Origin of the sequence: Paracoccus aestuariivivens, from assembly GCF_009711225.1 — a bacterium.
GTDB lineage: Bacteria > Pseudomonadota > Alphaproteobacteria > Rhodobacterales > Rhodobacteraceae > Paracoccus > Paracoccus aestuariivivens.
This window is the reverse complement of the sequence record NZ_WMIE01000001.1, coordinates 852742-871903: the sequence shown is the minus strand read 5'-3', so window position 1 is coordinate 871903 and position 19162 is coordinate 852742. Positions and strand designations below refer to the sequence as shown.

Sequence of the window (19162 nt, the reverse complement as noted above, 5' to 3'; positions counted from 1 at the left end):
CAGTCTGACATTGACACGATAAATTTCAACGCTTTGCGTCATGAAAGAATTAGACTGTCAAAACCATTTTGAACAGGGCATCTGCGATGACAACCGGGCCAAATTCAACGCCCCGGACCTTTCAGGAGGCATCACATGCTCAACGCCGAAATCGCCGCTCGTCGCCAGACCACCATCGCCCGTGGCGTTGGCATGCAGACCCAGATCTATGCGGCCAAAGCCCGCAACGCCGAGGTCTGGGATGTCGAAGGCACCCGCTATATCGACTTCGCCGCCGGCATCGCGGTCGTCAATACCGGCCACTGCCACCCGAAGATTATGGAAGCCGTGAAGACCCAAGTCGAGGCTTTCACCCATACCTGCCACCAAGTTCTTCCATATGAAAACTACATCGCCCTTGGCGAGCGCCTGAACGCGCTGGTCCCCGGCGATTTCGACAAGCGCACCACTTTCGTCACCACCGGTGCCGAAGCCGTTGAAAACGCGATCAAGATCGCCCGCGCCCATACGGGCCGCAATGCCGTCATCGCCTTTGGCGGCGGCTTCCACGGCCGTACCTTCATGGGTATGTCGCTGACCGGCAAGGTCCAGCCCTACAAGGCCGGTTTCGGCGCGATGATGCCCGATGTCTTCCACGTCCCCTTCCCGATCGCGCTTTACGGCCAATCGACCGAGGACGCGATGGCGGGCATCGAGAAGCTGTTCAAAGCCGACCTCGATCCGTCGCGCGTTGCCGCGATCATCTTCGAGCCGGTCCAGGGCGAAGGCGGCTTCAACCCGGCCCCGACCGAGTTCGTCCGCGCCGTCCGCGAGCTTTGCGACAAGCACGGCATCGTGATGATCGCCGACGAAATCCAGACCGGCTTCGCCCGCACCGGCACGCTGTTCGCGATGGAGCAGCACGGTATTGCTGCCGATCTGGTCACGATGGCCAAAGGTCTGGCGGGCGGTCTGCCGCTGGCAGCCGTCACCGGCCGCGCCGAGATCATGGATGCGGCGAACCCCGGCGGCCTCGGCGGCACCTATGGCGGCAACCCGCTGGGCATCGCGGCAGCTCACGCAGTTCTGGACGTGATCGAGGAAGAAAACCTCTGCGACCGCGCCAATGAGCTGGGTTCGCGTCTGCGTCAGCGTCTGGAATCGATCCGCGCCACCACGCCGGAACTGGCCGAAGTGCGCGGCCCGGGCTTCATGGTCGCTGCCGAGTTCACCACCGCCGACGGCAAGGCGCCGAACGCGGACCTCGTGAACCGCATCCGCACCGAGGCACTTGAGCGCAAGCTGATCCTGCTGACCTGCGGCGTGAACGGCAACGTCATCCGCTTCCTAGCGCCGCTGACCATCGACGAAGGCCACTTCGCCGAAGCGTTGGATATCCTCGAGGAATCCATCACCGCTGCAAAGGCCGCATGATGCTGGACAACAAGCACGGACTTAGCCTGAAAGACCCGAGCCTCCTGACCGGCAGCGCCTATTTCAACGGCGCGCGCTACAAGGGCGACAAGGTCTTTGCCGTTCTGAACCCGGCGACGGGCGAGGAACTGGCTCAGGTCGCGAATATGGGGGTGGCCGAATTGTCGGCCGCCATCGACGCCGCCCATGCCGCGCAAAAGCCTTGGGCTGCCCGCACCGGCAAGGATCGCGGCGCGGTCCTGCGCCGCTGGCATGACCTGATTTTGGCGAATGTCGAAGATCTGGCGATCATCCTGACCGCCGAGATGGGCAAGCCGCTGGCCGAGGCCAAGGGCGAGATCGCTTATGGTGCCGCCTATATCGAATGGTTCGCCGAAGAGGCCAAGCGCGTCTATGGCGACACCATTCCGGGCCATATGCCCGACAAGCGCATCATCGTGCTGAAGCAGCCGGTGGGCGTCGTCGGCGCGATCACGCCGTGGAACTTCCCCAATGCCATGCTGGCGCGCAAGATCGCTCCGGCACTGGCGGCGGGCTGCACCATGGTCGCGCGCCCCTCGGAACTGACGCCGCTTTCGGCGCTGGCTCTGGGCGTCTTGGCAGAGCGTGCGGGCATTCCGGCGGGCGTCCTGAACATCGTGCCGGGCCTTGATGCGGCGGGCATGGGTGCCGAGCTTTGCGCGAACCCGAAAGTCGCCAAGATCTCGTTCACCGGCTCGACCCGCGTCGGCAAGATCCTGATGCGTCAGGGTGCCGAGACGATCAAGAAGCTGTCGCTGGAACTGGGCGGCAACGCTCCCTTCATCGTTTTTGACGACGCCGATATCGACGCGGCGGTTGAGGGCGCGATGGTCGCCAAGTTCCGCAATAACGGCCAGACCTGCGTCTGCGCGAACCGCATCTACGTCCAGTCGGGCGTCTATGATGCCTTCGCCGAGAAGCTGGCGGCCCGCGTCGCGGCAATGTCCGTCGGAAATGGCCTGACCGATCCGGTGCAGGTCGGGCCCCTGATCAATACCGCGGCTCTGGCCAAGGTCGAGGATCACATCGCGGACGCCGTGGCCAACGGCGCGACCGTCGCCACTGGCGGCGCGCGTCACGAGTTGGGCGGAACCTTCTTCCACCCGACCGTCCTGACCGGCATGAAGCCCGAGATGAAGATATCGCGCGAGGAGACCTTCGGTCCCGTCGCCCCGATCTATCGCTTCGAGACCGAGGAAGAGGCGATCGCACTGGCGAACGCCAGCGAGTTCGGCCTTGCAGGCTATTTCTACGCCCGCGACCTCAGCCGCGTCTGGCGCGTGGCCGAGGCGCTGGAAACCGGCATGGTCGGCGTCAACACAGGCCTGATCTCGACCGAGGTCGCGCCCTTCGGCGGCGTCAAGCAATCCGGCCTTGGCCGCGAGGGCAGCCATTACGGTCTCGATGACTATCTTGAGATCAAGTACATGTGCCTTTCGGTCTGAACCGAAAAAGCGGCCGGGCAGCGATGCTCGGCCGTTCTTCGTTAACGCGACGCCGCATTCCAATTGCAACAAAAATGGTCGGGTTATAAGAGAGTCCCAGTGAGTCCTTTCCGTGGGCCGAGTCTCGCGGAAACGTTCGAGACAGGAGCCCTCGACCATGCGCTGCACGTTGCTTTCGCTGACCCCTATTCTTTTGCTGGCCGCCCAGCCCGGCTTTGCCGCAACCGAAAGCGAGGGGTTGGCACAGGTCAAGGCCTTTACGCTGGAACACAACGCCGCTCTGGTCGCCAATGCCCAGAAGATGCAAGGCTCGGCCGAGGCCTATGCCGCGCTGGTCGCCGCGCATGGCGGCGACTACAAGGCCGCGTGGGAGGCCGATGGCCCGAAGCTGGCCGAGGCCGTAACTGCAATGCGCGACAATTGGCTGGCCGCCTCGAACGAATACGAGACTATCGAAGGCATCGTCGCGGGCATCCCCTCGACCGCGAAATACGACCTGATCCTTGATGCCGGAAATCCGGGGACCGAGGAGGAGGACGTCGCCGAATACGATCTGACCCTGCCCGACGGCACGGTTCTGTCCCGTCCCGGAAGCCTGTTCCACTCGATCACCGAACCGCTGTTCTGGGGGACCGATGCGACCCATATCAAACTTGAGGCCGATCTGAACGGCGACGGCAAGATCGGCAGCGGCGAGGCGTTGTTCGACGCCAATCTGGCCGTCGGTGCCGCCAAGGGCATGGTCGATTGGTCGAAAGCCTTGGAAACCGACATGGCTGCGTGGAAGCCGAACCGCGACGACGCCTTTACCGCCGTCGTGACCATGACCCCGACCGTCGGAGACTATTTCGGCGAGTGGAAAGAGTCGCAGTTCCTTGGCGGCGAGGGCGATGCCTTTGTCGCCCGCAGCCGTCTCATCGACGTTCTGGGCATCATGGGCGGCTGCCAGCGCATGTATAACTCTGCCATCTCGCCAGTGGTCGGAACCGATGACGCGGCTCTGGACGGCTCGATCACCAAGGGCTTTGACGAGTTGATCGCACTGGTCAGCGAGACGCACGAACGCGAGGTCGCTGGCAACAAGTTCACCTCGGAGGAAGCGGACGCGCTTGGCAGCGAAGCACAGGACATTGCGGAACGGATTGTCGCGCAGGTGCTACAAGCCGCCGCGAAGCACGGGGTCGATATCAAGGGCTAGGAACGAACGGGGCAATCATGGGACAAGCCGCAAGCCAGGCCCGCCTCAGATCCGCACAGATCCGCTCCCCCTCGCACCCAAGGGGAGGAAGTTTGCGGTCAGCCCTGCAAAGCTGCGGGCTTGCAGGGTTATTCACCTCGGGGCTATATATCTGGCTTTCGCCGGAAAGCGGCGTGGTGCTTTGGGTACATATCATCGTCGGCCTGATGATGATTGCCGCGCTGCTGCCTTGGCTGATGCGTCACGTCCCATCGGGGCTAGCGCATAGCCGCCGCCGCAGCTTTACCGTCATATCGTGGATGCTACTGGCGGTGATGTTGCTGGTCTTGGCGACAGGGCTGGCGATGAGCGTTCCCGCCTTGCTCTGGCAGGCCGGAACGCTGTGGTTTCCGCCCGGTGAAATCACCGCAATGCTATCCTTTCTGCATTTCTGGGGGGCCTGGACCGTCCCGTCCGGTCTGATCCTGCATCTGGCCATGCGGCACTGGGCTAGGTCCAGAAAATGAGGATCAAATCCCAGCTGCGCTATCACCTTGTCCCAATGGCCGGGGCGGTAGTTCTATTGCTGGCCGCGCTGGCGGCCTATGCGGTCTTGACCCCGCAGCCCGCACCAATCGGCATCGCCAGCACCGACGTTCCCTTTTATCGCCTTCCCTTCGGACCGGACGACTCGGGCGCGGATCGCCTGTTCTGGCCATCGCAACTGAAATCCGCCTCAGGCAAATTCAGCGATCCGGCGCGTCTGCCTTCGGCTGCAGAATGCGGGTATTGTCACCAGCAGGAGTTTCACGAATGGGCCGGATCTCTGCACGCCATTGCAGACCGCGACCTGATCTACGAGGCCACCGTCGACGCCAATACTGACAGTGTGCGCAACCCCGAGCAGGGTCGATTTTGCGAAGGATGCCATGCACCGGCGGAAATGCTGACCGGACGCGTGAACCGCTTTGTCTCGGTCCAGCCCGCCGACGCCTTGACCGAAGGGGTCAATTGCATCACCTGCCACACCGCGATCCATGCCGAGCCGGAAAAAGGCAATGCGGCGATCACCCTGGATTATGCCCGCGCCGAAAAGGATCAGGGCGGTCTGAAAGACGGCGCGCTTCTGGCCAATCCCAAGGCGCATCGGGCGGCATATGCCGCGCCCCAAACAACCGCATTGATCAAAAGCGCCGATCTGTGCGGCGCTTGCCATATCGAGATCTACGATCATTCGATGTCGAAGGCCAAAACCCCGCAGACCGCGCAATCGACCTTTCTTGAATGGGCAAACAGCCCCTATGCCCAGCAGGGCATAACCTGTCAGGACTGCCATATGGCCTCTGATCCCGCCGCTCAGGTCATGGCATTGCGAAACGGCGACATCGCCAAACCGCAACGCTACTCGCATCGTTTTATCGGAGCCAACCATCTGCTCACGGATACCGGACTTGGCGACACGCTGGACGTTTTGCGCGGTGGGGCCCTGCCCGGTGTCGACCGCGAGATGAACCAGAAAACGCTGAACGAACAAGCGCGCCAGACAGCCGCCTTTCTACGCACCGCCGCAGGGCTGGAACTGCGCAAATCCGAACCCCAAGGTGGCAAGCTGCATCTGGAAATAGCCGTCCGGAACCTTGGTGCAGGCCACAACCTTCCGACCGGTGTGAACGACCAGAAACATATGTGGCTTGACCTGACACTGACCGATGCGGCGGGGAATGTGGTCTACCGCTCGGATGGGCCGGACACATCCGAAACCGTCGCATGGATCGAACATTTCAAGGACAGCAAGGGCCAGCGCATCCCAGACCACCTCACCTTCCAGACCGCCGAAGTCGTTTGGCTTCGCCGTCCCATCCCCGCCAAGGGCGAGGATATCGCCACATACGATATCCCGCTCAATGGCCAGACCGGCGGCAATCTGCACCTGAAAGCGCGCCTCCTTTACCGCGTCGCGCTGCCCGACCTGCTTTATAGCAACCTCCGGCGCGAAATCGCGATCCCCGCCTTTGCCCTCGCCGAGCTTTCAGCTGATCTGACGGATATCCAGCCTTGAGATTTCTAGCGACTATCGCCCTGCTGCTTGCGTTCGCTTTGCCCTCTCGGGCTGAAACACCTTGGGACGCCGCGGAAACCCTACGTGTCGAGACAGGCCGGATCGAGCGGTTGTTCTATCGCACACCCAATCCGGATCGGGATGCGGAAATCCGCGAAAGGTTGGCGCGGATAGAGGCAGCGTGGCAAGGCGCGACCCCTAAACTCGGACCCGACGGGAATGCCGCTGACAAGGCACTTGCCGATTATGCCGCCGCCGTGCGCCAGCAGGACGCGGCAAATGTCGCCCGAGAGCGTCAAAGGGTCTGGGCGGCAGTCATGGCCGCCGCCCGCGATCAGGCTTTGGCCGCCGTTCTGGCCGGAAATGCGTCTGACGCACAGAACTGGATGAACATTCGCGACTACTCCCGTGCCTCGCGTGACACCTCGGCGGTGCTGGCGCTCAAGGCCTTGGCCGATGGGCAGCTTGATCAGCAAGCCGCCCATGACACGGTCGAGGCCGAACTTCTGACCGTCGCTGCTTCCGAATTGCGGCTGGCTCTGTCACGGGCCAGCGAAGACGCTGCGGCGGGTCACATGATCCAGTATGCGGGCGATATAGGGCGGGCAGAAGGGCTTGTCGCATATCTGTCGTCGAACATGACCGCTCGGCTTGGACCTGACGCATTCGCCAGTTTGCAGCGCGACCTGACACGCGCCAGATCCGACCCTTCAGCCGTCGTCGCGCTCAGTGCTCAGATGTCGGGATACGCGCCGGTCAAGTTGTCGCCCGAAGAAACCCTGCGCCGCGCCCGCCTACTACGCCGCTTCACCGCCCTTGTCTGGGAAGAATACAAGAACGGTGTCCGTAACGGCGAGATCAGCCAGCATCTGGAATATAGCGAGGCCCTGATGTTCCGGGACCGCGCTGCAATGCTTTATGGCGATCTCGCGTCCCAGTTCGAAACGTTAGCCGATTCCGAACACTTGGCCCGATTGCTGGACGAGATGAAAGCAATCATGCAGAAGCGGGGCGACGGAGTCGAAGCTTTGGTAACGCAGGCCCTTGCGCTGATCGACGCAACGTTCGGGGCCGAGGTTGCGCAGGGCGGTTACGCCGCTGCGCTGGACGCCCTGCCCGCCGCTTTGGATGAGTTGCTGATCGTCGCCAGAAATGGCGATTGGGCCGAGGCGGAGTTGAAACGCCTTGAAGCCTATTCATGGTTCGACCCTGATATCGAACAACGGCTGGTGCCCCGCGCGCCCTCGATGGCGCTGCGTATGGAAGCCCGCTTCTGGGAGGGGACTGCCGCGCGTCCGGGTCTGGGCCGTCTTGTTGCTCAACACGCGCCGATCGATGCCTTGTCCACCGAGTTAGATGGCATCAAGGCCGATCTCAACGACGCCCGCACGCGGATCGAGACGCCGATTTCCGCATTTGGCGCGGTTCTTCAATCCGGAGGGATCATCTTCCGTGAAGGGCTTGAAGCGGTGCTTATCCTTGCCGCCCTGTTGGCCGCCCTGCGTGCCGAAGGGGCCGACCCTGCCCGTTTCCGAGGTCCGGTCGGCCTTGGCATCGGGCTTGCCCTGATCGGCAGCTTTGCGCTGTGGGCGGCGGCGCGCTGGTTGATCACGGTCTCGACCCTGTCGCGCGAGGCGCTTGAAGGCGGGACGGCTCTTCTGGCTGCGGCCGTGCTGATCTGGCTGGTTCTGGGACTTACGGCCAAGGGGGGGCATGTCGCCGCACTGCGCCGCAAACTGGCCGGATCGGTTACTGTCGGAACTGTCGCGCTGCTCGCGTTTCTGGTCGTCTTCCGCGAAGGCTTCGAGACGGTCCTGTTCTACGAGGCGCTGCTCGTCGATGCAGCAGCCGGACCGGTCTTGCTGGGGCTGCTTCTTGGCGCGCTGGCCGTGCTTGGCGCTGGTTGGCTGGTGCTGGCCTCGGGTCGCAGATTGCCGCTGGCGATGTTTTTCCGCGTGACCTCGGTTCTGCTGGCGGTCTTGGCCGTCATGCTGGTCGGCGCGGGCATCCGAGGGCTTCAAACCGCCGCATTGGTCAGTGCGACTCCGGTCAGTTGGTTCCCCGACCGCGACTGGCTGCAGCTTTGGTTCGGCCTGTTCCCTGTGGCCGAACCGCTGTTCCTGCAAGGGCTGGTGATCTTGCTATTTCTTGGAACGGCACTTGCGCGGCAAGGGGCTGTCGCCGCCCGAACGTAACCCGCTCGGTCCCCGTCAATCGCGCGGGTCAGTCCCGCGCACGGGTGGCAAACATCGGCCCACCGCGCCAGCGCGGGAAACCGTAGCCGTGGATTTCGACCAGATCGATATCCGTGGGGCTGGAGGCGATACCCTCATTCAGGATCGCCTGCCCTTCGGCAGCCATCTCGCCGACCAGAGCGGTCGCGACATCGGCCTCGGACATGGCAGATTCCGGCCCGATCTGTGCGGCAAGCAGTTCGGTCACGGTAGCCGAGACCTGCGGCTTCCGGTCGCCCGCGACATAGTCATACCAACCGCCGCCGGTTTTCTGCCCCTTGCGATCTGCGCGGACAAGGATATCGCCCAGCGTTTCCGGCACGTCCTGACCCGCCGCGCGCGCGCCTTCGCGTTGCAGATAGGCGATGTCGAGACCGCCCAGATCCTGCGCCTCGAACGGGCCCATCGCGAGGCCATAGCTGCGCATCGCCGCGTCGATCCGGGCAATCGGCACGCCCTTGCGGACCAGCCCCTCGGCGGCGGCGCGGTAGCGTTTCAGGATGCGGTTGCCGATGAAACCCTCGCAGATGCCCGATTGCACCGGGATCTTTTTCAGCAAGCGGCCAAGCGCGAATCCGGTCGCCAGAGTCTCGGGCGAGGTTTCGGGCGTGGGCACGATCTCCAGCAGTTTCATCACGTTCGCCGGGCTAAAGAAATGCAGCCCTATAAAGCGGGACGGGTTCGGCAGGCCTTCAGCGATGGTGCGCGGGTCCAGATACGAGGTATTGGTGGCCAGCACTGCGTCGGTACGGCAATGTTCGCCGAGTTGGGTGAAAACGGCGCGCTTGACACCTATTTCTTCGAAAACCGCCTCAATGACCATGTCGACATCGACCAGCGCCGCGTAATCGGTAGTGCCGGTGACGCCATCCTTCAGAGTTTGAGCCTGAGCTTCCGTCAGCTTGCCGCGCTTGACGCCGCCGTCAAAGACCTTGGCGACATTGGAAAGACCGCGCGCGACAGCCTCGTCGTCACGCTCGATCAGAATGACCGGCAGGCCTGCATCCCGGATCGCGGCGATAATACCCGCGCCCATCGTGCCGCCGCCAATGACAGCGAGCTTTTTCAGGGGCAGCGGTTGGACATCGCGCAGGGCAGCGGGACGCGGGGCCGCGCGTTCGGCGAAGAATACCGTGCGCAAGGCAGCGGCCTGTTCGGTGCCGCGCAGCGCCATGAAGGTCTCGCGTTCGAAATCCATCGCTTCAGTGAAGGGGACCTCGGCCGCCTTGCGGATCGAGGCCAGAACGCGGGCCGGAGCCGCCGCTCCCTTGGCAGCCTTGGCCACAGCCTTCTCGGCCTCGGTCCAGAAAGCCGCGTCAGGGGCCGCGATTTCGCGGGCCGAGACCGGCAGCGGCAAGGGCTGTTCGATCGCCGCACGGGCGAAAGCCACGGCGCCTTCCAACAAATCGCCCTCGATCACCGCGTCGATCAGGCCCGCCGCCAGCGCTTTCGGCGCACGCAGCGGCTTGCCGGCCGTCGCCATATCCACCGCCGTTTCGACACCGCACAAGCGCGGAGTCCGCACCGTGCCGCCCGCGCCTGGGATGATGCCCAAAGTCACCTCGGGCAGGCCGACCGAGGCGTCGGGCAGCGCCACGCGGAAGCGGCAGCCAAGCGCCACCTCGAAACCGCCGCCAAGGGCCGAGCCGTGAATGGCCGCGACCCAAGGCTTTTCGGCTGCCTCGATGCGGGCAACCAGTTCGGGCAGGTGGGGTTCAACCGGGGGCTTGCCGAATTCGGTGACATCCGCCCCGGCGATGAAGGTCCGACCGGCGCAGATCAGCACCACCGCCCGCACCGCAGGATCAGCGTCCAGTTCCGCCACGGCGTCCCACAGCCCTTGGCGCAGCGCCAGACCCAGCGCGTTGACGGGCGGGTTGTCCACGGTGACGGTGGCGATATCCCCTTGGCGGGCAATGGTGACGACGGACATATTCAAATTCCCAAGTAAGCTTCGCGAATGCGGGGATCGGCGATCAGTTCCGCCGCCGCGCCCTGCATGGTTATGGTGCCGGTTTCCATGACATAGCCACGGTCGGCAATCTTGAGCGCCCCGAAGGCGTTCTGTTCGACCAGCAGCACGGTGACGCCAAGCGCCTTGAGGCCGCTGACCACGTCGAAAATCTGCTGCACGATGATCGGCGCAAGCCCCATCGAGGGCTCGTCCAGCAGCAGGCAGGAGGGCCGCCCCATCAGCGCCCGCGCCATCGCCAGCATCTGCTGTTGCCCGCCCGACAGGCCTCCCGCCGCCAGATTGCGTTTCTCGCGCAGGATCGGGAACATCGCGAAAGCGTCGTCCATGTCCTTCTGCACGCGGTCGTCGCTGTAAAGGAAAGCGCCGAGACGCAGGTTTTCCTCGACCGAGAGGTTCGTGAAAATCTGCCGCCCCTCGGGCGATTGCGCGAGGCCGCGCGACAGGCGCTTATAGGCGGGAACGGTGGTCAGCGCCTCGCCGCGGAAAGTGATCTTTCCCGCCGAGACCGGCTGCACGCCCGACAGGCAACGCAGCAGCGTCGTCTTGCCCGCGCCATTCGCGCCGACGACGGTGACGATCTCGCCGCTATCGACCTGCAGGTCCAGCCCGTGCAGCACCTCGATGCGCCCGTAACGCGAGCGCAAGCCTTCAACGGTCAGCATCGGCGGCCTCCGTTCCCAGATAGGCGGCGATGACCGCCGGATTGCGGCTAACGGCCTCGGGCGGGCCTTCGGCGATCTTTTCGCCGTGGTCCAGCACAACTATATGGTTGGAAATCCGCATCACCATCTTCATGTCGTGTTCAACCAGCAGGATGGCGACGCCGGATTTGGCGACCTCGGCGATCAGGTGGTCGATTTCCTCGGTCTCGACGGCGTTGCACCCGGCGGCGGGTTCATCGAGCAGCAACACCGCGGGATTCATCGCCAAAGCGCGGGCGATCTCCAGCCGTTTGAGTGAGCCATAGGACAGGTTCCCGGCCTCACGATCCGCCGCACGGTCCAGGCCCACGCGGGTCAGAAGCGCGCGCGCGCCTTCCTCGGCCATGTGGGTGCGTTTACGCGATGAGGGCAAGTTCAAAAGGTCGGCCAGAACCGGGCCGCGTTCCTGCAGATGGAACCCAGCCATAGCGTTTTCCAGCACGGTCATGTTCTGGAAGATCTGCAGGTTCTGGAAGGTGCGCGACATGCCGCGTTTTGCCAGCAGATATGGCTCCATCCCGGTCACATCTTCGCCTTTCAGGCGGACCTTGCCGGAACCGGGGCGATAGACGCCCGAGATCATGTTGAAAAGCGTGGTCTTGCCGGCCCCGTTCGGCCCGATGACCGAGACGATCTCGCCCGGCTCGACAGAGAAGCTGACATCATGGACGGCGCGCAGCCCGCCAAAGGCGATGCCAAGGCGCTCGATCTGCAACAGGCTCATTCGCCCCTCCCCCGGATCTTGCGCAGGATGGACGGAACCAGCCCCTCGCGCAGGAAGATCATCACCAGCATCATCACAAGGCCAAGGATCAGCTGCTCATATTCGGCAAAGACCGTCAGCACCTGCGGCAGCAGCGTCAGGATGCCCGCGCCAAGGATCGCGCCGGGAACCGAGCCGACGCCGCCAAGGACGGCCATGGTCACCATCTCGACCGAATGCATGAAGCCCGCGATATCCGGTGTCACGAACTTGTTCTGCAGCGCGGTCAACGACCCCGCAACCGAGGCATAGACCGCCGAGATCACGAAGGCCTGCAGCTTGACCCGCGCCACGTCGATGCCGACAGTTCCGGCGGCGACCTCGGACCCGTGCAAGGCCCGCAGCGCGCGACCGGTCGGGCTGTTGAACAGGTTCAGCGCGATCCATGCGCCGATGACAAGGCAGATGCCGGTGAAGGCATACCAGAACTCGCCATTGGACAGGTTCAGGCCCCAGTCCTTCAGCAGACCGCGCAGGCCCAGATCGGCGACCTCGATGCCGTCCGGGCCCTTGGTCAACTCGCGTTCATTGTTCAGGACCATGGCTACAAGGATACCGAAGCCCAGCGAGGCGACCCCCAGATAATAGCCCTTGAGCCGCAGGATCGGCCGGCCGACCAGATAGGCCAGCAAAGCGGAAATCAAAGCGCCCAGCACCACGGCCAGCGCCGGATGCAGGCCCAGATGCACCGGGGCCAGCGCGCAGGCATAGCCGCCGATCCCGGCGAAACCGGCATGGCCCAGGCTGATCTGGCCCGCATAGCCGGTCAGGATCACGATGCCCGTCACGGCCAGCGCATTGACGAAAATCAGCGCGCCGACGCGGAAGTAATAGCCCGAGGGGAAGAAGAACGGCGCGGCAGCGATCAGCGTGGCCATCACCAGAAGGGTCAGGTGTTTGCTCGACAGCTTCATGTCACACCCGATCCGTCGATTTGGAGCCGAACAACCCCTGCGGCATGAAGAACAGCACCGCAAGAATCACGACAAAGGCCGCAGCCTCTTTGTATTGCGAGGACAGGTAGCCCGCGGTCATCGCCTCGAACAGGCCCAGCAGCAGCCCGCCCGCGAAGGCACCCTTGGGATTGCCCATGCCGCCCAGCATCGCGCCCGCGAAGCCCTTCAGCGCAAGGCCAAGGCCCACATCATACGAGGTCATCGTGATCGGCGTGATCAGCACACCCGCGAAGGCCCCGATCGCCGCCGACAGCGCGAAGGACAGCGTCATCACGAAATCGGTGTTGATGCCGACCAACTGTGCCGCAAGGCGGTTGTTCGAGGTGGCCAACACCGCGCGACCAAGGATCGTGCGGGTGAAGAACAGCCACAGCCCGACAAAGACCGCAAAAGCCCCGCCAATCGCCCAAAGGCTTTGCGTCAGGATCGTCGCGCCCAGCACATGGATCGGCTCGTCGCCCGAAAAGGCCGGGAAGCTATGGATCTGCTTGTCAAAGATCAGCTGCGCCGCGCCCCGGATAAAGATCGAGGCGCCAATGGTGATGATGATCAGCGAGACGACCGGCGCGCCGCGCGCAGGCTCGATGGCAAGCTTGTTCAGCGCGACCCCGACAGCCGCCGTCGCCGCGATGGCGGCAAGGGCTGCCAAGGGGATCGGAAGACCGGCGGCATGGGCGAAAACAGTGATCATGCCGCCCAACATGACGAATTCGCCCTGCGCGAAGTTCACCACGCCCGAGGCGTTGTAGATGATGGTGAAGCCTAGCGCGACAAGCGCATAGACCGCACCGACGGTCAGTCCCGAGAACAGGAACTGCAGAAACTCGGACATGCTGGGGTCCTTTTATTCAGGGCTCCGGGCGGAAGGCGGCCCCTTTCGGGGCCACCGCAATCACTCGACGATGGTCCAGCCGCCGTCTTTGATCTCCAACATGCGGAAGGCCGACAGATCGAGACCCAGATGGTCCTCGGCGGTCATGGCATAGACGCCCGTGGTCCCAGCAAGGCCGGTGATGCTTTCCAGCGCGTCGCGGATCGCCTCGGGCTCAGAGCTGCCGGCCTTGGTGATCGCCTCGACCATCAGCGCGAAGCCGTCATGGGCATAGCCGCCGAAGGTGCTGACCGGCATCTTGTATTTCGCCTCATAGGCGGCCTTGTAGGCGGCGACGACGGGCTTTTGGGCATCGCCATCGGCCAGCAGGTCGGCAACCAGCAGCGCGGTGCCGGGCAGGCGCACGCCCTCTGCGGCATCCTTGCCAGCCAGTTCGATGAAGCCGTCCGAGGCGACGCCATGCGACTGATACAGCGGCAGGTCGATCGCGAGCTGTTTGTAGTTGCGCGTGACGATCGACGGGCCTTGACCAAAGCCTGGGTTCAGCACCGCCTGAATGCCGGCGGCGTTCTTGATCTTGGTCAGCTGTGCCGTCATGTCGGCGTCTTTCGGATCATAGGTCTCGTCGGCAACGATCTCGATACCGTATTCGCCGACCACGTCCTTGCACTGGGCATGCATCGACGCGCCGAAGCCATCCGTCCCCGAGATCAGGCCGACCTTGGAGATGCCCTGTTTCTTCATATCCTCGAAGATTTTCTGGCAAGCCATGCGGTCGGTATGCGGGGTCTTGAAGGTATAGGGCTTGACCGGCTGGATAATGTCGATGGCACCGGCCAGCGAGATGAAGGGCACCTCGGCATCTTCTGCGACGGCGAGGATCGACATCGACGCGCCGGTGGTGGTGCCGCCGATAATCGCCTGAACCTCATCGTCTTCGATCAGGCGGGTGGCGAAGGTGCGCGCCTTGTTGGCGTCGCCGCCATCGTCGTACAGAACCAGCTCGACTTTCTCGCCGTTGATGCCGCCCTTGGCGTTGAGTTCCTCAACCAGCATTTCCAGCGTCTTGGCCTCGGGGTCGCCCAAGAAGGCCGCCGGGCCGGTGGCCGAGATGGACGCGCCGATCTTGATGTCGGCATGGGCCGTCGAAGCAAGGCCAAGCGCGATCAACGCGGCCGGAACGGTCGTGGTCAGGGTCTTGATCATGGGTTCCTCCTCCCAAAGTTATCCAGTCAGGCGGCCGCCGGGCGGCGCCACATCACCCGCCGGAACCGGCTAGCGACGAATGCAGTATCGGTCAGGCTGGCATTCCCCGCCGGGTTCGCCCCGGTGACGTGGAAATCGCTGAAGGCCGCCGATTGGTTGACGAAGATATTGCCGGTCAGGTTGATCGACAGGTTCACCCCGGCCTGCGCGAAAGCGCGGACGGCGCGAGTGATCCGGGCCTCATCCGTGTCGTAAAGCGCCGCCGTGATCGCGCCTTTGCGGCGTGCGATGCCGGAGGCGCGGGTGATGCCGGTATTTGCGTCCGCAACCGCGATCAGGAAGGCGATGGGGCCGAAACATTCCTGCTCGGCGGTCTCATCGCCATCCTCAAGCGCCAGCAGCAGCGGGCTCGCGGTGCGGCCCTCGCCCATAGGGGCCGAGTTGCGGATGATGCGGCCCGTGGCGCGGGCAGCCTGCACGCGATCCAACGTCGCAGGGTTGGCAATCGCTCCGCAGACGCCAGCGGCGCGGGCTGGGTCCGAGAGCAGCGATTCAATGGCTGAGGCGACGCCCGCCGCAACCTTATCGAAGGTCTTCGGCCCCTGATCCGTCTCGATCCCGCCGCGCGGGATGTAGATATTCTGCGGCGCAGTGCACATCTGGCCCGAGTAAAGCGCCAGCGAAAACGCAAGGTTCGCGCACATGCCGTCGAAATCATCGGTCGCGGCGATGGTGACGGTGTTCACCCCCGCCTCTTCCGAGAAGATCTGCGCCTGCGAAGCATTGGCCCGCAGCCAGTCGCCGAAGCCCGAGGAGCCGGTGTAGTCGATCAACCGCACCGCCGGATCGGTGGCGAGGGTCTTGGTGATCTCGGCCCCCGGCTGGTCCACCGCAAGCAGGACGGCATCGGCAGGCAGACCCGCCTCGGCCAGCACCTCGCGTAGCACGCGTACGGTCAGGGCCAAGGGCAGAATGGCGGAAGGATGCGGCTTCACGATGACCGGATTGCCGGTCGCAAGGCTCGCCAGGATGCCGGAATAGGAATTCCACGTCGGGAAAGTATTACAGCCGATCGCCAGCGAAATCCCGGTCGGCATCACCGCCCAGTTCTTTTCCAGCACGATGGGCGCGGATTTGCCCTGCGGCTTTTCCCAGCGCGCCGAACCGGCAAAACGGGTCATCTCACCATAGGCGACGGCGACAGCTTCCAGCCCGCGATCCTGCGCATGCGGGCCACCGGCTTGAAACGCCATGGCGAAAGCCTGACCCGTCGTGTGCATGGTGGCATTGCCGATCAGGAAGCTCATCCGGTTCAGCCGCACCAGCGCCTCAAGGCAGACGCCGACGCGCGCCTCGATTCCGGCCTCGGCCAGCCCCTCGGCAGCGGCTTGCGATGCCGCGATCAGCGTCTCCGCACTTGCCGCCGGATAGGTGATTCCCAATGCAGGACCAAAGGGCGATTCTTCACGGCCCAGACGGGTTTCCTCGGGGTGGCCGGGGATCGCGAAGGGGGCATCCCACAAAGCGGCGAAAGCGGCCTCGCCGTCGGAACGTGCGGTTTCGCCATAGATCTTGCCGCTGGGAACCTCGGGGAAAGGCGTCCAGAATTCGCGCGTGCGAAGCGCCTGCACAGCAGCCTCAAGCATCGGCCGATGGCGCTCGAACAAATCAGACATGAACCCCTCCCAAGACTTCAACATTATCATTGACCGACCGGTCGGTTTATGCAACAAAAATCTTCAATAGCCTCGGGGAGAGCGAGGCTGGGGAGTTCCAAATGACAGATACGGTCCTGACCACATTGGTCGATGGCGTCCTGATGCTGACGCTTAACCGCCCGGAAAAGCTCAATTCCTTCAACGAGGAAATGCATCTGGCGCTGCGCGCGGGAATCGAACGCGCCCATTCAGACACTTCGGTTCGCGCCGTCCTCCTGACCGGTTCGGGTCGCGGATTCTGCGCCGGACAAGACCTCGGCGACCGCGATCCGCGCAAGGGCGGTCCGGCCCCTGATCTGGGTCATACCCTTGATACTTTCTACAATCCGACGCTGCGCCTGATCCGCAATCTGCAAAAGCCGGTGGTCTGCGCGGTGAACGGCGTCGCGGCTGGTGCAGGTGCAAACCTCGCCTTTGCTTGCGACATCGTGCTGGCCGCGAAGTCGGCGAAATTCATCCAAGCCTTCGCCAAGATCGGCCTCGTCCCCGATGCCGGTGGCACTTGGAGCCTTGCCCGCATCTTGGGCGAGCCGCGCGCGAAAGCGCTGGCGCTGACCGCTGAGCCGCTGATGGCCGAGAAAGCCGCTGATTGGGGCCTGATCTGGAAAGCGGTCGAGGATGACGCGCTGATGGCGGAGGCCGAAGCGCTGGCCGCCCAACTTGCCTCCGGGCCGACCGTTGGCCTAGGCCTGACCAAGCACCTGATCCAAGCCGCTGCCACCAACAGCCTTGACGAGCAGCTTGATCTGGAACGCGACTGCCAGCGCAAGGCGGGCCGCTCGCGCGATTATGCCGAGGGGGTCACCGCCTTCCTCGAAAAGCGCAAGCCGGAGTTCGTGGGCGAATGAAACACATCCGCGACATGAGCCCGCAGGAATTGGCCGAGGCCTCGGCGGCCGCGATGTGGAACGACGATTCCGCCAGCCAGCGCCTTGGCATGAGCCTTGACCATATCGCCCCGGGCGAGGCCGACCTGTCCATGACCATCACTGGCGACATGTCGAATGGTCACGGCAACTGCCATGGCGGCTATATCTTCACTCTGGCCGACAGCGCCTTTGCTTTCGCCTGCAACAGCTACAACCAACTGGTGGTCGCGCAGCATTGCTCGGTCACCTATCTCATCCCCGGCCGGATCGGAGACCGGCTGAAGGCCGAGGCGCGCGAAGTGTCGCGCCGGGGCCGCTCGGGGATCTACGACATTCGCATCACCAACCAGAACGGCGAGCATGTGGCCGAGTTTCGCGGCCATTCGCGCACCGTCAAGGGCACCCACCTGCCGGTCGAAGACTGACCGGACCGCTTTTTGCATAGGGAGGAAACCATGCAAGACCTGTCCCCGATCAATGCCGGCCTTGAGCCCATTGAGACCGCCTCGCGCGATGAAATCGCCGAGCTGCAGTTCCACCGCATGCAATGGTCGCTGCGCCATGCCTATGAGAACTCGCCCTTCTACCGCAAACGCTTCGATGAGAACGGCGCGCATCCCGAGGATCTGAAGACCCTCGCCGATATCGCCAAGTTCCCCTTCACCGTGAAGCAGGACCTGCGCGAGACCTATCCCTTTGGCATGTTCGCCACGCCCCGCGAAAGGCTGGTGCGCATCCACGGCTCATCCGGCACCACCGGCAAGCCGACCGTCGTGGGCTATACCCAGCGCGATATCGACACTTGGGCGAACCTGATCGCGCGCTCGATCCGCGCGGCGGGTGGCCGTCCGGGCGACATGCTGCACAACTCCTATGGCTATGGGCTCTTCACCGGCGGTCTGGGCGCGCATTACGGCGCCGAGAAACTGGGCTGCACCGTGGTCCCGATGTCGGGCGGCATGACCGAGCGTCAGGTGACGCTGATCAACGACTTCAAGCCGCGCATCATCATGGTGACGCCCAGCTACATGCTGTCGATTTTGGACGAGTTCCGCCGTCAGGGTCTGGACCCGCGCGAAAGCTCGCTGGAGATCGGCATTTTCGGGGCCGAGCCTTGGACCAACGCCATGCGCGAAGAGATCGAGGAAGCCTTCAACATGCAGGCCGTCGATATCTATGGCCTGTCCGAGATCATGGGTCCGGGCGTCGCGCAGGAATGCGTCGAGACCAAGGACGGGCTGCATGTCTGGGAAGATCACTTCTATCCGGAAATCATCGACCCGGTTACGGGCGAAGTGCTTCCCGACGGTCAACTGGGCGAATTGGTCTTCACCACGCTGACCAAGGAAGGTCTGCCGATGGTACGCTACCGCACCCGCGACCTGACCCGCCTGCTGCCGGGCACCGCGCGTTCCATGCGCCGGATCGAGAAGATCACCGGCCGCAGCGACGACATGATCATCCTGCGCGGCGTCAACGTCTTCCCGACCCAGATCGAGGAACAGATCCTGAAATGCGAAGGCCTAGCGCCGCATTTCCAGATCGAACTTTCCCGCTCGGGCCGCATGGACAATATGACCGTCCATGTCGAATGCGCCCCGCATATGTGCGACGAAAGCGCCCGCGCCCATTCGGCCAAGGAGCTTGCGCATCACATCAAGTCGGTGGTCGGCGTCTCGACCAAGATCAACGTCACCGATCCGAACGGCGTCGCCCGCTCGGAAGGCAAGGCCAAGCGCGTCGTCGACAACCGTCCAAAAGAGTGACGCCGCGCCGCGGCATGGACATGACAT

At 63.7% G+C, this 19162-nt stretch carries 16 protein-coding genes; 9 read left to right on the top strand and 7 right to left on the bottom strand.

Going from position 1 to position 19162, the window contains the following annotated elements:
- Positions 1 to 135: 135 nt before the first annotated feature.
- The 6 genes from GL286_RS04335 (at position 136) to GL286_RS04310 (ending at position 8310) form a co-directional block, all read left to right on the top strand.
- The gene (locus GL286_RS04335) at positions 136 to 1413 is read left to right on the top strand and encodes a 4-aminobutyrate--2-oxoglutarate transaminase (protein ID WP_155094280.1); all 1278 of its coding nucleotides are present in this window, start codon (positions 136 to 138) and stop codon (positions 1411 to 1413) included.
- Positions 1413 to 2879: an NAD-dependent succinate-semialdehyde dehydrogenase gene (locus tag GL286_RS04330; protein WP_155094279.1), complete on the top strand. Its 1467-nt coding sequence runs from the start codon at positions 1413 to 1415 to the stop codon at positions 2877 to 2879. The genes GL286_RS04335 and GL286_RS04330 overlap by 1 nt, the downstream gene beginning before the upstream one ends.
- A gap of 157 nt (positions 2880 to 3036) precedes the next feature.
- The gene (locus tag GL286_RS04325; protein ID WP_155094278.1) at positions 3037 to 4077 is read left to right on the top strand and encodes an imelysin family protein; all 1041 of its coding nucleotides are present in this window, start codon (positions 3037 to 3039) and stop codon (positions 4075 to 4077) included.
- A 92-nt stretch (positions 4078 to 4169) separates the two neighbouring features.
- Positions 4170 to 4583 (top strand): hypothetical protein, encoded by a 414-nt coding sequence (locus GL286_RS04320; RefSeq protein ID WP_155094277.1) that lies wholly within the window; start codon positions 4170 to 4172, stop codon positions 4581 to 4583.
- Positions 4580 to 6115, top strand: coding sequence for a multiheme c-type cytochrome (locus tag GL286_RS04315; RefSeq protein ID WP_155094276.1), 1536 nt, complete (start codon positions 4580 to 4582; stop codon positions 6113 to 6115). The genes GL286_RS04320 and GL286_RS04315 overlap by 4 nt, the downstream gene beginning before the upstream one ends.
- Positions 6112 to 8310 (top strand): FTR1 family iron permease, encoded by a 2199-nt coding sequence (locus GL286_RS04310; RefSeq protein ID WP_155094275.1) that lies wholly within the window; start codon positions 6112 to 6114, stop codon positions 8308 to 8310. The genes GL286_RS04315 and GL286_RS04310 overlap by 4 nt, the downstream gene beginning before the upstream one ends.
- 28 nt (positions 8311 to 8338) lie before the next feature.
- Here the strand turns inward: GL286_RS04310 and GL286_RS04305 are convergent, their stop codons facing one another.
- Genes GL286_RS04305 through paaN form a run of 7 tightly spaced genes read right to left on the bottom strand, consistent with a single transcriptional unit; the run spans position 8339 to position 16458 of the window.
- Positions 8339 to 10282, bottom strand: coding sequence for a 3-hydroxyacyl-CoA dehydrogenase NAD-binding domain-containing protein (locus tag GL286_RS04305; protein WP_155094274.1), 1944 nt, complete (start codon positions 10280 to 10282; stop codon positions 8339 to 8341).
- A gap of 2 nt (positions 10283 to 10284) precedes the next feature.
- The gene (locus tag GL286_RS04300) at positions 10285 to 10986 is read right to left on the bottom strand and encodes an ABC transporter ATP-binding protein (RefSeq protein ID WP_155094273.1); all 702 of its coding nucleotides are present in this window, start codon (positions 10984 to 10986) and stop codon (positions 10285 to 10287) included.
- Positions 10973 to 11749, bottom strand: coding sequence for an ABC transporter ATP-binding protein (locus GL286_RS04295; RefSeq protein WP_155094272.1), 777 nt, complete (start codon positions 11747 to 11749; stop codon positions 10973 to 10975). Before GL286_RS04295 ends, GL286_RS04300 begins: the two co-directional genes overlap by 14 nt.
- The gene (locus tag GL286_RS04290) at positions 11746 to 12702 is read right to left on the bottom strand and encodes a branched-chain amino acid ABC transporter permease (RefSeq protein ID WP_155094271.1); all 957 of its coding nucleotides are present in this window, start codon (positions 12700 to 12702) and stop codon (positions 11746 to 11748) included. The genes GL286_RS04295 and GL286_RS04290 overlap by 4 nt, the downstream gene beginning before the upstream one ends.
- A gap of 1 nt (position 12703) precedes the next feature.
- Positions 12704 to 13576, bottom strand: a complete 873-nt coding sequence (locus tag GL286_RS04285) for a branched-chain amino acid ABC transporter permease (protein ID WP_155094270.1) — start codon at positions 13574 to 13576, stop codon at positions 12704 to 12706.
- 60 nt (positions 13577 to 13636) lie between these two features.
- Positions 13637 to 14782 (bottom strand): ABC transporter substrate-binding protein, encoded by a 1146-nt coding sequence (locus tag GL286_RS04280; RefSeq protein WP_155094269.1) that lies wholly within the window; start codon positions 14780 to 14782, stop codon positions 13637 to 13639.
- Between the two features lie 26 nt (positions 14783 to 14808).
- On the bottom strand, positions 14809 to 16458 hold the full coding sequence (gene paaN / locus GL286_RS04275) for a phenylacetic acid degradation protein PaaN (protein ID WP_155094268.1): 1650 nt from the start codon (positions 16456 to 16458) through the stop codon (positions 14809 to 14811).
- Between the two features lie 101 nt (positions 16459 to 16559).
- Here paaN and paaG point away from each other — a divergent pair, with 101 nt between their 5' ends.
- The 3 genes from paaG to paaK are packed head-to-tail and all read left to right on the top strand — an operon-like array spanning position 16560 to position 19135.
- Complete coding sequence (paaG, locus tag GL286_RS04270) at positions 16560 to 17348, top strand: 2-(1,2-epoxy-1,2-dihydrophenyl)acetyl-CoA isomerase PaaG (protein ID WP_155094267.1); 789 nt, start codon at positions 16560 to 16562, stop codon at positions 17346 to 17348.
- Between the two features lie 14 nt (positions 17349 to 17362).
- On the top strand, positions 17363 to 17794 hold the full coding sequence (paaI, locus tag GL286_RS04265) for a hydroxyphenylacetyl-CoA thioesterase PaaI (RefSeq protein WP_155094539.1): 432 nt from the start codon (positions 17363 to 17365) through the stop codon (positions 17792 to 17794).
- 30 nt (positions 17795 to 17824) lie between these two features.
- Positions 17825 to 19135 carry a phenylacetate--CoA ligase PaaK gene (gene paaK / locus GL286_RS04260; protein WP_155094266.1) on the top strand — a complete coding sequence of 437 codons (1311 nt, stop codon included), beginning with the start codon at positions 17825 to 17827 and terminating at the stop codon, positions 19133 to 19135.
- Positions 19136 to 19162 lie beyond the last annotated feature (27 nt).

Excerpts from the sequence above, each read along its gene's own strand:
- GL286_RS04330 (WP_155094279.1), top strand. The coding sequence starts at position 1,413 with ATGCTGGACAACAAGCACGGACTTAGCCTGAAAGACCCGAGCCTCCTG.
- paaI (WP_155094539.1), top strand. The coding sequence starts at position 17,363 with ATGAGCCCGCAGGAATTGGCCGAGGCCTCGGCGGCCGCGATGTGGAAC.
- GL286_RS04285 (WP_155094270.1), bottom strand. The coding sequence starts at position 13,576 with ATGTCCGAGTTTCTGCAGTTCCTGTTCTCGGGACTGACCGTCGGTGCG.
- GL286_RS04305 (WP_155094274.1), bottom strand. The coding sequence starts at position 10,282 with ATGTCCGTCGTCACCATTGCCCGCCAAGGGGATATCGCCACCGTCACC.
- GL286_RS04290 (WP_155094271.1), bottom strand. The coding sequence starts at position 12,702 with ATGAAGCTGTCGAGCAAACACCTGACCCTTCTGGTGATGGCCACGCTG.
- GL286_RS04315 (WP_155094276.1), top strand. The coding sequence starts at position 4,580 with ATGAGGATCAAATCCCAGCTGCGCTATCACCTTGTCCCAATGGCCGGG.
- GL286_RS04325 (WP_155094278.1), top strand. The coding sequence starts at position 3,037 with ATGCGCTGCACGTTGCTTTCGCTGACCCCTATTCTTTTGCTGGCCGCC.
- paaK (WP_155094266.1), top strand. The coding sequence starts at position 17,825 with ATGCAAGACCTGTCCCCGATCAATGCCGGCCTTGAGCCCATTGAGACC.
- GL286_RS04280 (WP_155094269.1), bottom strand. The coding sequence starts at position 14,782 with ATGATCAAGACCCTGACCACGACCGTTCCGGCCGCGTTGATCGCGCTT.
- GL286_RS04335 (WP_155094280.1), top strand. The coding sequence starts at position 136 with ATGCTCAACGCCGAAATCGCCGCTCGTCGCCAGACCACCATCGCCCGT.
- paaN (WP_155094268.1), bottom strand. The coding sequence starts at position 16,458 with ATGTCTGATTTGTTCGAGCGCCATCGGCCGATGCTTGAGGCTGCTGTG.
- GL286_RS04300 (WP_155094273.1), bottom strand. The coding sequence starts at position 10,986 with ATGCTGACCGTTGAAGGCTTGCGCTCGCGTTACGGGCGCATCGAGGTG.
- paaG (WP_155094267.1), top strand. The coding sequence starts at position 16,560 with ATGACAGATACGGTCCTGACCACATTGGTCGATGGCGTCCTGATGCTG.
- GL286_RS04295 (WP_155094272.1), bottom strand. The coding sequence starts at position 11,749 with ATGAGCCTGTTGCAGATCGAGCGCCTTGGCATCGCCTTTGGCGGGCTG.